This window comes from Aequorivita sinensis (genome assembly GCF_006346335.1).
Lineage (GTDB): Bacteria > Bacteroidota > Bacteroidia > Flavobacteriales > Flavobacteriaceae > Aequorivita > Aequorivita sinensis.
On record NZ_VDMC01000001.1, the window covers coordinates 523652 to 536219 of the forward strand.

Consider the following 12568-nt stretch of genomic DNA (forward strand, 5'->3'; position numbering starts at 1 on the left):
TTTTATTTGTTAAAATAATTGTTTTATATCTTTTATTTAAGTGAATTTTAGTTTTATTTTGTATAGATAAATCAAACATTAACTGAATTATTCACTAAATCAAAGTAATCATGAAAAACATTTACAAAATTGTTTTTTCAATGTCCTTATCATTACTTTTCCTACCTGGACATGTTTCCGCGCAAGAAAAAGATGATATAAAGAAAAGCAATAATCAACAACAAGGACTAGTAGTATTCGATGCTTCTCATTCGTATTCCCTTCAAAATTCAACTACAATTTTTAAGGATGTTTTAAATCCCTCCCCACAAACTTCCTTTACTATACTAAGACAAGAGCAAGATCATTTAGGTTTTACTCATAAAAAGATGCAACAATACCACAAGGGTATAAAAGTTGAATTTGCAACGGTAACATTAAGTAGTAAAAATGGTAAGGTTCAAACATTAAGCTCTGCTTATTTTCCTATAGAAGATGACTTAAACACTAGCCCGTCAATTAGCAATAATCAAGCTTTATCTAGAGCAATGAGTCATGTGGGTGCTAGCTCCTATATGTGGCAGAATCCAACTGAAGCAGCTTTATCTAATTATTCGAAACCTACAGGAGAATTGGTGATTTTACCAGCTCTTGAAAATATTAACAACGCAAATCGCTTAGCCTATAAATTCGACATTTACGCAACGGCTCCTCTATATAGAGCAGATGTTTATATAGACGCTAAAACAGGTCAATTTATAATGGAAAACAAGCGAATTCACCATGCAAACGTACCTGCAACAGGAACTAGTCTTTACAATGGCAATGTGTCTTTTACTGCAGATAACGCATCTGGACCTTACCGTTTGCGTCAAACAACCAGTGGTGGAGGTATTCAAACTTTTGATTTAAATAATGGCACCAATTATAACAATGCTTCAGATGTAACCAGCAATTCTACAAACTTTACTGGCAATGCTACTGGTGTGCAAGCACATTGGGGAGCCGAAAGCACTTGGAATTATTTCAATCAAAAGCATGGAAGAAATTCATATAACAATGCAGGTGCAATTATAAAATCTTATGTAAGCTATTCTAGTAATTATGTGAATGCTTTTTGGGATGGTAGCCGAATGACATACGGCGATGGAGATGGTGTAAATTATGGACCATCAGTTTCATTAGATATTTGCGGTCACGAAATTACTCACGGTGTTACAGAATATTCAGCGAACCTTGTTTATAGCTACCAATCTGGAGCTTTAAATGAATCGTTTTCAGATATTTTTGGAGAGTCTATTGAAAAATATGCTTCAGGAACAAACGATTGGTTGATGGGAGACGATATAGGAGCAGGTGGAAGCGGTGGAGCCTTGCGCTCTATGAGTAATCCTAATGCTTTTAATGATCCTGATACCTTTCAAGGAACCTATTGGCATACAGCATCAAGTGATAACGGAGGAGTGCATATAAACTCTGGAGTACAGAACTTTTGGTTTTACGTGTTGAGCGTAGGTAAAAGCGGTACAAATGATAAAGGAGACAGCTATAACGTTACAGGAATTGGAATGGATAAGGCAGCAGCAATTGCATACAGAAACCTTACTGTTTATCTAAATTCTAACTCGCAATATAGCGACGCTAGAAACGGAGCAATCCAAGCGGCGAAAGATCTTTATGGCGCTGGAAGTGCAGAAGAAATTGCAACTACAAATGCGTGGTATGCAGTTGGAGTTGGCGCAGCTTACGGCGGTGGCGGCGGAGGTGGCAGCGACTACTGTGCTTCACAAGGAAATAATGTAAATGATGAGTATATCAGCAGAGTTCAATTAAACACTATTGACAATGCCTCTGGAGCTCAGAAATACTCAGATTTTACAAGCATCTCTACTAACTTACAAGAAGGGTCAACTTACACTATTACTGTTACACCAACTTGGACGGGAACTACATACAATGAAGGTTATGCTGTTTGGATTGATTATAATGGAGATAAGGATTTTAACGATGCAGGAGAACTTGTTTGGTCTAAGGCAGCTTCAAAAAACACACCTAATAGCGGAACATTTACTGTGCCTTCTGGAACTGTAGGAGGCGAAACTAGAATGCGTGTTTCTATGAAGTACAACGGAATACCAACATCTTGTGAAACATTTAGCTACGGTGAAGTTGAAGATTATACAATTAATTTAGGTTCAGCTGGCCCAGATACACAAGCTCCAACAGCACCTACTAGCTTAGCAACTTCAAATGTTGCGCAAACTACACTTTCACTTTCTTGGAGTGCATCTACGGATAATGTGGGTGTTACAGGATACGAAGTTTTTCAAGGTAGCTCAAGTTTAGGTACAGTAACTGGAACTTCAGCAAATATTACTGGATTATCACCAGCTACGGCTTATTCGTTTAAAGTACGTGCATTCGATGCTGCTGGAAATAACTCTGGTTATAGTAATACTGTAAATGTTACAACGCTTTCTAATGGTACTGTAGAATATTGTAATTCTAAAGGAAACAACTCTAATTATGAGTGGATTGATCTTGTTAAACTAAATAACTTAAACAATCCGTCAGGAAATGATGGTGGTTATAAAGACAATACGAATATGTCTGCAAATGTACCTTATGGCTCAAATACAATTCAAATAAGTGCAGGGTTCTCTGGTAGAGGTTATACTGAATATTGGAAAGTTTGGATTGATTACAACCAGAATGGAACTTTCGATTCTAATGAACTTGCTGTTAGCGGTTCGTCTAGAAGTAGCGGAACGTTAAGCGGAACTTTTAATGTGCCGTCTACAGCTCTTGCAGGACCAACAAGAATGCGTGTTTCTATGAAATACAATAGCTCACAAACTGCTTGTGAAACATTTAGTTATGGCGAGGTAGAAGATTATACTGTTGTAATTGGAGCGAATGGTGTTGCACCGCAAGGATTTAATGGGGGTGACTCTGTTTCATCTAATATAACGCTATATCCAAACCCAGCTAAACACTATCTAAACATTGCGTTATTAGATGCAGTAGGTAAAGATTATGTAATCTATAATGTTATGGGGCAAGTAGTAGGTAAGGGAGCATTTACTGAAAACTTAGATGTTTCTTCCTTACAAAACGGAGTTTATATGTTAGAGATAAACACCGAAGACTCAAAAATGATGAAGCGATTCGTTAAAGAGTAAGTATTTTTTTCATTAGCAAAGAGGCCCGGTTCAAATTTGAATCGGGCCTCTTATTTTTTATGTCTTTTAAAACTTATAGTGGAGCTCCCACTTGTATATCACATCTATGACCTGGTTGTCCGTGAGGAGGGTTTATTTTTCCTTCACCAGATGCCTGAATAGGGCTTGTAGTGTTTGTGTTCATTGGCTTAGCTTTTATAGTACTAGATCCAGTGCCATTTAAAGGTGCGCCAACAGGAATTGTACAATCATGCCCCGGTTGTCCGTGAGGTGGATTAACAGCTAAATTCCCACTTGAATTTGTTGATCCCTGAGTTTGGGTTGGAGCTACATTCTGTAAAGCTTGCTTTTTTTGTTCAAGTGTAACTTCTTGTGGAGTTTGTGTTGTGCTCTCAGTCTTAGTTTCTTTATCATTACAAGAAACGAATAATAATGCTGAAGCAGCGAATAAGGTTAGAAATGATTTTGATTTAATTTTTGAAAATAACATACTTCTCTTCTTGTTTAATTTATGACCGCTAAAACTACAAAAAATTACATAGAATTACTCGTAGTAGATTACAGATCAAATTTTAAAGCTATACGGAGAGTATTTCATCCTTAGTTAAAATCTCTTCATTTCTGAGTCTTAAAAAAATTTGAGCGACTGCAATAGTATCTTTTTCGCAGTAAACGATTATTCTGTCAATGTCTTTTTCTTCATAATATACACTACCCACTTGGCTGCCGTCGATGTCATCTTTGGGTGAAGGTATTCCCAGTACGTGCGTCATTAATTTAAGGGAAGTAAAAGTTTTATAATCCCCAAACTTCCATAGTTCTAGCGTATCTAGGTGAGGAACTTCCCAAGGTTTTTTCCCGAAAAGGTCAAGTTTATATGGAATTTCAATTCCGTTAATTATCATTCGTCTAGCAATATAAGGGAAATCGAATTCTTTTCCATTATGAGCACAAAGTAGATGATTAGGTTTGTTGAAATGTGTGTCTAGAAGATTTTTAAAGTCTTTTAAAATCTTTACTTCATCCCCGTGAAAACTAGTAACTCGAAAGTTTCTAGCATCACCTTTAAGCACAAAATATCCAACAGAAATACAGACTATTTTACCAAATTCAGCCCAAATGCCTGCTCGATCATAAAACTCTTCGGCTGATATTTCATCTTTTCGTTGATACTTGCTTTTAAGATCCCACAGTGATTTTGTAGTATCATCAAGCTCATCATAATATTGATGCTGAGGTACGGTTTCGATATCCAAAAACAGGATGTTTTCTAAATTAATGCGCTTTATCATAATGCTGAGGTTTATCTCTAATGCTTCATTAAAGCTACAAAAAATTAAAATCTTTCACCATAAAACAAATGTAGCTGCGATACATTTACTTATCGCAGCTACACTTATAAATTAGATTGTTGAAATCTTTTAGTCAATAATATCAAACCCACAATAAGGAACTAAAACTTCTGGAATTTTAATTCCATTCTCTGTTTGGTAGTTTTCAAGAATTCCTGCCAATACGCGAGGAAGGGCTAAAGAGCTTCCATTTAATGTGTGTACAAGTTTGTTTTTGCCATCAGAATCTTTAAATCGAAGCTTTAATCTATTCGCTTGGAATGTTTCAAAGTTTGATACTGAAGAGATCTCCAACCATCTATCTTGTGCCGTTGAAAACACTTCAAAATCATAGGTAAGGGCAGAAGTGAAACCTAAGTCACCACCACATAATCTAAGGATTCTATAAGGTAATTTTAGTTCGCGAAGAATATCTTGTACGTGTTCTACCATACCATCTAAAGCCTTATAAGAATTATCTGGATGTTCAACGCGTACAAGCTCTACCTTGTCAAATTGGTGTAAGCGATTTAGTCCGCGAACGTGAGCGCCATAACTTCCAGCTTCTCTTCGGAAACAAGGGGTGTAACTAGTACAAGTAATCGGTAAATCTGAATTGTTTAATAAATCTCCTCTAAAGAGATTCGTAATTGGAACTTCAGATGTAGGAATTAAATAAAGGTCATCAACCCCTACGTGATACATTTGCCCTTCTTTGTCTGGTAATTGCCCAGTTCCGTACCCAGATGCCTCATTTACTAAAAGTGGTACTTGGTATTCGGTGTAACCAGCTTTAGTGTTCTTATCAAGGAAGTATGTAATAAGAGCACGTTGTAAACGAGCGCCTTTTCCTTTATACACAGGGAAGCCTGCTCCAGTTACTTTAACGCCAAGTTCGAAGTCTATTAAATCGTATTTTTTTGCCAGCTCCCAATGTGGTAAGGCACCTTCATGAAGGGTTGGAACCTCACCTTCTTTGAAAATCTCTTCATTGTCATTTTCATCAGTTCCAGCGGGAACCAAATCGTTTGGAATATTTGGAAGCGTAAATAATAACTCTTGCAACTTTTCGGCTGCAACAAGCATTTTCTCATTCAATTGCTTAGACGATTCTTTTAAAGCAACTGTTTTTTCTTTTAACTCATTTGCTTTATGAACTTCTCCGCTTTGAAAAAGTTTTCCAATTTCTTTAGAATAGGAATTGCTCTGTGCCAAAACATCATCTAACTGCGCTTGTGTAGCACGGCGTTCTTCATCATAAGTCAATACATCTTCTAATGTTGAAGTAGCATCAATGCCACGTTTAGCAAGTGCTTGGATATACTTTTCTTTGTTTTCGCGAATGTCGGTTACTTGTAGCATATTCTATAATATATTTTGAATTGGCTAAGTTACAACAGACTCAAAAGGTTTTCAAATGCTTTGTGGTCTTTATTTATAAAAATGAAGAATTAACTGTGATTTAGAATGGAAATAAAAGCTTCACTTGCTAATGTAAGATTTCAATAGCTAAATAACCTAAGGAGTTTTGCGTTTAGTAAATTCTTCGGGAGAAGGTAAAATCCATTCACTATGCTTAAATGGAAGCCATTTTTCAGCTGCAATGTCGATACTTGGGTCTGTAAATTGGTGAAACGGGCCATAATTCACTCGCACTTTAGCATCAAGATAAACCGCTACGTCTCTTCCTTTTTCGGCTTCAACTTGTTTAATCTTATGAGCTAACTGCCACATGATATCAGGTTTTGTGGTAACTGAAGCTTGTTGCTTAAGCCCTAAAAGGCTTTGATGGTCATAAAGCTCTCTTTTTCCATTTTCTTTGTCTTTTACATATACCTTCAGCATTCCACCTTTTGAGCGTAACATCATTCTCCAGCTTAAACGGTGCCCTTCTTCTGTCCAAAGTACATCGTCTTTAAAAAACCAATGACGCAATGGAAGCCCAAGCTGAAATAGGAAATAAATAGAAAATACACCAACTATCAGATGTTTTTTATTAGGAATAATCACCTCGTTGGCAGTATATAGTTTTTTATTCGGAAGAAATACTCTCTGAAGGATTTCCTTTGAGAAGAAAAACAAAGCAAAGGAAATCGACATATAAGGGAAAATTCCAATCTGAAAAACGATAGAATTAAATAGATGAAAAAACACAGATATTGCAAATCCTAATAACCGTGTACGTTTCCAAAGCATTAATGGAACGATAAGCAAATCGAATAATATACCGGTGTACGTAATTGCCCAATGTACCCAGTTTTGCTGTAAAAAGTCGCCAATGAGCCAATAATCACTTTTACTATTCATTAAAAGCGAAGCCATTGAAGCGTCAAGCCAATCGGGATAAAACTTTGCAACAGAAGCGAAAGTGTAAACTATCCAAACTTGTAAAATTAGCACTAATAATACCCAGCGAGGCATTGAAGGGGACTTGAGGGAAGGATTTCTTTCTGCATCTATTGAAAACCATCGGTTTGCTGGCAGAAAAGCCATAATCCAACACAACAACATCATTAAATAGTAATGGTTATTGTAATTAGACTTTTGCATTAAATACACAGCAGTCCACATAATGGCGTAAGCCAACATACTCAATCGGTATTTGTACCCAAGCATTACACCAATTCCGAAAACACCCATTACAAAGAAGTAGAAGTACATAAAGTCTCCTTGCAGGTATTGCAGAAAATCGAAACCTATAAAGTTGAAAGTAAATGGAGGCTCTACCAAAGTCCGGCGAACCCAACCTGTAGCAATCGCGCCAAAAGCCTCAACTGTAATTAAAAAGCCAAACACTGCTCTAAATAGAACAAGACTAATATTGTCTATTTGTTTGAACAGGAGTTTATTCACGTTGATTTAAAAATTGAATTGCTTTTTTTTCGTCTATTTCTATCTCTTGCCTTAATTCTTCAATTGAATCGAAAGTTTCTTCGTCTCGAATGTGTTTTAAAAATTCGATAGTAATTTCCTTCCCGTATAAGTCTTTGTTGAAGTTTAAGAAATGTGTTTCTATCGTTCTTTTTTTCCCACCAACCGTAGGATTTGTGCCAATACTGGTTATTCCAAATATTTTTTTGCCTTCAATTATAGACGCTACTACATAAACTCCATTTTTAGGGATGAGTTTATATTTCTCTTTTAATTTAAGGTTGGCTGTAGGGTAATTTATGGTTCGACCTAGAGCTTTGCCTTTTTCAATTTCACCAGTAAGCATATAATTATATCCTAAATAGCTGTTGGCAGTTTCAATATCTCCTGCATTTAAAGCATTTCTGATTTTTGTAGAGCTGATGGTTACATCATCTAATTCTTTTGCAGAAATCTCTTCAACTTCAAAACCATAAGTTAATCCAAATTCTTTTAGGTTTTCAATATTTGCTGTTCTATTTCTTCCGAAACGATGATCGTATCCTATGATTATTTTTTTGGCTTTCAGTCCGTTAACCAAAATATCTCTAACGTACTCTAAGGCAGTTAAACGTGAAAACGCATGGGTAAATTGATGGATTACCAAATGTTCAAGTCCTGTTTTTTCAAGTAATTGAGCGCGTTCATCAATTGTATTTAACAAACTTATTTCTGAATGTTGCTGAAGTACCATTCGGGGATGCGGAAAAAATGTAAGAACAACCGAGTCTAAATCTTCTTTTTTGGCAGTTTCGACCAATCGTTTTAGGATAGCCGAATGCCCGATATGAACACCATCAAAAGTGCCAATTGTTACCACGCTATGGCGGTCGCTCTTAAAAGTTGAAGCAGAGGTGTATTTCTTCAAAATTATTTTCCGTTAAAGGCATTCATAGTTATATTCATTCCAGCAAGCGCAAAAGACTCAATTGCATTGCAACCTACTTCTAGTCGTTCAGGGAGTGATTTGTTTTCTTCTTCATCCCATTCCCCTAAGACGTAGTCTATTTGTTTTCCTTTCGAGAATGCATCGCTAATTCCGAATCGGAAACGGTTGTAATTGGTTGTTTGTAGGGTGTTTTGGATGTCTTTTAATCCATTATGTCCTCCATCGCTACCTTTCGTTTTAATGCGAATTGTACCGAAAGCTAAATTTAGGTCGTCGGTAATTACCAGCATATTTTCTAAGGGAATTTTTTCTTTATCAAGCCAGTAATTTACAGCTTTTCCGCTAAGATTCATAAAAGTGCTAGGTTTCAGAAAAATAAATGTTCGTCCCTTTACTTTATGTGAAGTAATATCTCCCAATTTTGCTGTTTCCCAAGTAAGTGAGTTTTTATCTGCATAAAAATCGAGTAATTTAAACCCGATATTATGACGAGTATTTGCATATTTTGGACCAATATTTCCTAGGCCTACAATAAGGAATTTTTTCATAGGATCTGTTTCTTCTGAAATAGTATTATGTTCTTTAGTTGAAAAGAACTTTTTAATAATAGAAAACATCTTTTTTTAAATTCTTCGGTAAAAATAAAAAAAGCACCCTGAATTAACAGGATGCTTCTCACTTATCTTTAATAAGATTAACTTATGCTTCGGCTGGAGCTTCTTCAGCTTCAGTAGCTTCTGCACCATCTTCAGTTTCGTCTTCATCAACGTCAGCAATTGCAGTACGAGATGTTCTAACTTGACAGATAACTGTGTTGTCTGGGTGCATGATTTTGTAATTATCTGTTTTAAGAGACTTAGTGTACATTTTGTTACCAATACGCATATCAGTAATGTCTGCTTCAATAAAATCTGGAAGATTTTCTGGTAAAGCTTTCACTCTTAATTTACGAGTAACAATACGTAAAGTACCACCACTACGAACACCACGAGAGTTTCCTGTTGTACGAACTGGAATTTCCATAGTAACTTCTTTATCATCGAAGATTTGGTAAAAATCGATGTGAAGAATACGGTCTGTCACAGGGTGAAATTGGATATCCTGAAGGATAGCTTTAACTGTTTCGCCTCCTAGGTCGATTACAACCGTGTGTACGTCTGGAGTGTAAACCAAGTTTTTAAATGCAATTTCTTCTGCTGAAAAACTAATTGGTTCTTCCCCTCCGTAAACTACGCAAGGAACCATTCCAGCATTACGTAGGGCTTTAGTTGCCTTTTTGCCCACGCTTTCTCTTTTTGATCCTTTAATTGTAATAGATTTCATTTCTTTTGAAATTTGTTTATTAATAAAAACTCCCTAAAAAGCTGTTTTTTAGGGAGTGCAAAGATATGGTTTATTTTGGATTTCCGATTTAGGAATTAGGATTTTTTGAAGTAAGATCCTAAACTAATGGAAATTAAGGTAAAATCCTTGATGGCTAGAGGGTTATTCTCGTTGTTGACCCTCTATTTTTCAATTTTATAAAGCGTTATAGGCTGAAATCTTAACTTATAAAACCTCGGAATCTTACTGAGGCTACATTAAAAATTTACTGCTAATTGATTTATTAGCATTAACGCTTAACATAACATCTGCAAAAAGATTTGCACAGCTAATCACGCGTATTTTGCTATGAGGTTTTGTAGGAATTGAATCTGAAACGATTAATTCTAACATTTGAGATTTTTCAATTCGTTCGTATGCGTTTCCTGAAAGTAGTGGGTGAGTACATACAGCTCTAACACTTAGTGCGCCGCGCTCCATCATAAGGTCTGCAGCTGCAGTTAGGGTTCCAGCAGTATCTACCATATCGTCAACAAGCACTACATTCTTTCCTTTTACATCGCCAATTAATTCCATGTAAGAAATCACATTGGCTTTTTCGCGTTGTTTGTAGCAAATAACTACATCGCTTTCTAAAAACTTAGAATATGCATAAGCTCTTTTTGAGCCTCCCATATCTGGAGATGCAATTGTAAGATTATCTAGCTCTAAACTTCTTAAATACGGTAGGAATATAGTTGAAGCAAAAAGGTGATCTACAGGTTTTTCAAAAAATCCTTGAATTTGATCTGCGTGCAGGTCCATTGTGATAATTCGAGTTGCACCAGCAGTTTCAAGCATTTTAGCTACAAGTTTTGCAGCAATAGGAACACGAGGTTTGTCTTTTCTATCTTGTCGTGCCCACCCAAAATAAGGTAAAACGGCAGTAATATGTCTAGCAGAAGCGCGTTTTGCAGCATCTATCATTAATAATAGCTCCATTAAATGGTCGCTATTTGGAAAGGTTGATCCAATTAAGAACACTCGGCTTCCACGTACAGATTCCTCAAAAGAAGGTTGAAATTCTCCATCTGAATAATGAGAAGTAATCACTTTTCCTAGTGGGATACCAAAAGCATCGGCGATTTTTTTTCCAAGTTCTTCACTTTGTTTACAGGCAAAAATTTTCGGGGTTGGAGCAATATTTGGCATAAGGCAGATTATTGGTTTTGGTGCAAAGGTAAAAATTAATCGATAGTCACTTTGATAATTTACCCTTTATCGAAACAAAATAAATCAATTCAGATTCACTCAAAATAATGTGCTGAGAAGAACTAAAGTTTGTTTAAAATGAGAAATATAAGCTTGCCGGTGAATTTTGCATTGAAGTGTAGTAAATTAAAGCAGAAATTTTATTTTAAATACGCCGAATAAATAATGAATATTTTGTAATTATTTACTTATTTTTGCATCCCCAATTGCTCGAGTGGCGGAATTGGTAGACGCGTTGGATTCAAAATCCAATGTCGCAAGACGTGCGGGTTCGATTCCCGCCTCGAGTACTGATAAACCCTGTTAATCTATTGATTAGCAGGGTTTTTTTATTTTATCGGTAACAAAATAGCAACAAAAAATTGGGTCTTAAATGCAATAAAAGCCATTTTCCACAAGAATTAAAGCTATAAATATTGGATCTGAAAACTTACAGAATTATCCAATCTTAAATATATAGTTTTAACCAAATAAATTTAATTTTATATTCGATCTGTTTTTCGAATGAAGACTAGCTAAATCTCCCCAGCGTTATCTTTAAACTAGAGAAACCATATAATCTAGCTCTCAAAGATGGCATGCAAATAATGGATAAGTTATATTTGAAAAGTCGTCTTTAATCTACAACTAATGTCCAATAGTAAACACGCCCATTATAGATATAATATTCTAGATAAATGCTTCCGTCGTAGGGAAAGCCCTTTACGTTTCGACGAGTTACTAGAAGAAGTTAACGAAAAAATTGCTGAATTGTATCCGGGAGAAGGGGTTTCGGTCCGAACTTTAAGGAATGATATCGCTTTATTTCGGGATACAAAAAACGGTTTTGGAGCACCATTAAAAGTGGAAGGCACCAAAAGAAATGAGGCTTATGTTTATTCAGATCCAAAATTCTCAATTGCTCAGCGTCCACTATTGGAATACGAACAATATTTAATTGATGCCTCTCAACAGTTATTAAGTCGTTTTGAAAATCATCCGAAGTACGATAAACTAGCTGAAGCTTTAATTAAATTTCAGGATGAAGAAGATCCAGAAACTGAATCCTCCAAAATTCTATTTTATGATCATAATGAAGAATATAAAGGTATTCAATATCTGAAACCCCTTTATTTAGCGATTAAGAAAAAGGAGGTTCTTCAAATCACATATAAAGGGTTTAAAGATCTAGAATCTAGGATTTTTATATTTCATCCACATTTACTAAAACAATATAATAGAAGGTGGTTTGTATTTGGACTAAATAGTTCGAAAGGTATTAAGGAATGGAGTGTTCCATTAGATGAAAGACTTATCGAATTTAAAGTCATTGAGGATTTAGAGTATATCGAATCGAGTACAGATTGGGATACATTTTTCAGAACTATGGTAGGTATTGTAAGACCAGATGGAGCAGAAATAGAGAGGGTGGTTTTACGATTTCAAAATGGACGAGAAGATTATTTTAAAACGAAACCGTTCCATCCAGATTTTGAAGAATTTTTTGAAGAAGAAAAACAAGATCAAGTTTGGTTTGATACGATAATCAATCGAGAATTAGTACAGCAGTTATTGTCGTATGGAAAAGATGTGCAAGTATTAGAGCCAGAAAGTTTAAAGTTGTTAATGATTGAACACTCAAAAGCATTACTTGAATATTATGAATAAAAACTATGCAGACACATTGCACATAAAGATCATTTATTTGCAATGTAATTTTAAAT

General features: G+C 35.6%; 10 protein-coding genes and 1 tRNA gene. 3 read left to right on the plus strand and 8 right to left on the minus strand.

The genetic code is table 11. The annotated features are described in order from the left end of the window. Nucleotides 1-110: 110 nt before the first annotated feature. Entirely contained in the window at nucleotides 111-3161 is a 3051-nt protein-coding gene (locus tag FHP04_RS02405) for a M4 family metallopeptidase (RefSeq protein WP_139854235.1), read from the plus strand. Between the two features lie 73 nt (nucleotides 3162-3234). On the opposite strand, the gene FHP04_RS02410 is transcribed toward FHP04_RS02405, so the two are convergent. The 8 genes from FHP04_RS02410 to FHP04_RS02445 all read right to left on the minus strand — a co-directional run bounded on the left by FHP04_RS02410 (nucleotide 3235) and on the right by FHP04_RS02445 (nucleotide 10805). Then, complete coding sequence (locus FHP04_RS02410; RefSeq protein WP_139854236.1) at nucleotides 3235-3651, minus strand: hypothetical protein; 417 nt, start codon at nucleotides 3649-3651, stop codon at nucleotides 3235-3237. Between the two features lie 88 nt (nucleotides 3652-3739). Continuing rightward, nucleotides 3740-4453 (minus strand): 3'-5' exonuclease, encoded by a 714-nt coding sequence (locus tag FHP04_RS02415; protein ID WP_139854237.1) that lies wholly within the window; start codon nucleotides 4451-4453, stop codon nucleotides 3740-3742. 129 nt (nucleotides 4454-4582) lie between these two features. Next, a complete protein-coding gene (gene serS, locus FHP04_RS02420) occupies nucleotides 4583-5854 on the minus strand; it encodes a serine--tRNA ligase (protein WP_139854238.1) in 1272 nt (423 codons plus the stop codon). 156 nt (nucleotides 5855-6010) lie between these two features. Next, complete coding sequence (locus FHP04_RS02425) at nucleotides 6011-7345, minus strand: HTTM domain-containing protein (protein WP_139854239.1); 1335 nt, start codon at nucleotides 7343-7345, stop codon at nucleotides 6011-6013. Beyond that, nucleotides 7338-8270, minus strand: a complete 933-nt coding sequence (locus FHP04_RS02430; protein WP_139854240.1) for a bifunctional riboflavin kinase/FAD synthetase — start codon at nucleotides 8268-8270, stop codon at nucleotides 7338-7340. The genes FHP04_RS02425 and FHP04_RS02430 overlap by 8 nt, the downstream gene beginning before the upstream one ends. Before the next feature lie 2 nt (nucleotides 8271-8272). Continuing rightward, nucleotides 8273-8908 carry an aminoacyl-tRNA hydrolase gene (gene pth, locus FHP04_RS02435; RefSeq protein ID WP_246051380.1) on the minus strand — a complete coding sequence of 212 codons (636 nt, stop codon included), beginning with the start codon at nucleotides 8906-8908 and terminating at the stop codon, nucleotides 8273-8275. A gap of 82 nt (nucleotides 8909-8990) precedes the next feature. Next, nucleotides 8991-9614 carry a 50S ribosomal protein L25/general stress protein Ctc gene (locus tag FHP04_RS02440; RefSeq protein ID WP_139854241.1) on the minus strand — a complete coding sequence of 208 codons (624 nt, stop codon included), beginning with the start codon at nucleotides 9612-9614 and terminating at the stop codon, nucleotides 8991-8993. Nucleotides 9615-9866: 252 nt separating this feature from the next. Beyond that, on the minus strand, nucleotides 9867-10805 hold the full coding sequence (locus FHP04_RS02445; RefSeq protein ID WP_139854242.1) for a ribose-phosphate pyrophosphokinase: 939 nt from the start codon (nucleotides 10803-10805) through the stop codon (nucleotides 9867-9869). Nucleotides 10806-11073: 268 nt separating this feature from the next. On the opposite strand from FHP04_RS02445, the gene FHP04_RS02450 reads away from it, so the two are divergent. Both FHP04_RS02450 and FHP04_RS02455 read left to right on the plus strand, forming a co-directional pair. Further along, nucleotides 11074-11155: transfer RNA gene (locus FHP04_RS02450), tRNA-Leu, on the plus strand. A gap of 340 nt (nucleotides 11156-11495) precedes the next feature. Beyond that, the gene (locus FHP04_RS02455; protein WP_139854243.1) at nucleotides 11496-12512 is read left to right on the plus strand and encodes a helix-turn-helix transcriptional regulator; all 1017 of its coding nucleotides are present in this window, start codon (nucleotides 11496-11498) and stop codon (nucleotides 12510-12512) included. Nucleotides 12513-12568 lie beyond the last annotated feature (56 nt).

Excerpts from the sequence above, each read along its gene's own strand:
- pth (WP_246051380.1), bottom strand. The coding sequence starts at position 8,908 with ATGTTTTCTATTATTAAAAAGTTCTTTTCAACTAAAGAACATAATACT.
- FHP04_RS02445 (WP_139854242.1), bottom strand. The coding sequence starts at position 10,805 with ATGCCAAATATTGCTCCAACCCCGAAAATTTTTGCCTGTAAACAAAGT.
- FHP04_RS02405 (WP_139854235.1), top strand. The coding sequence starts at position 111 with ATGAAAAACATTTACAAAATTGTTTTTTCAATGTCCTTATCATTACTT.
- FHP04_RS02410 (WP_139854236.1), bottom strand. The coding sequence starts at position 3,651 with ATGTTATTTTCAAAAATTAAATCAAAATCATTTCTAACCTTATTCGCT.
- serS (WP_139854238.1), bottom strand. The coding sequence starts at position 5,854 with ATGCTACAAGTAACCGACATTCGCGAAAACAAAGAAAAGTATATCCAA.
- FHP04_RS02440 (WP_139854241.1), bottom strand. The coding sequence starts at position 9,614 with ATGAAATCTATTACAATTAAAGGATCAAAAAGAGAAAGCGTGGGCAAA.
- FHP04_RS02455 (WP_139854243.1), top strand. The coding sequence starts at position 11,496 with ATGTCCAATAGTAAACACGCCCATTATAGATATAATATTCTAGATAAA.
- FHP04_RS02415 (WP_139854237.1), bottom strand. The coding sequence starts at position 4,453 with ATGATAAAGCGCATTAATTTAGAAAACATCCTGTTTTTGGATATCGAA.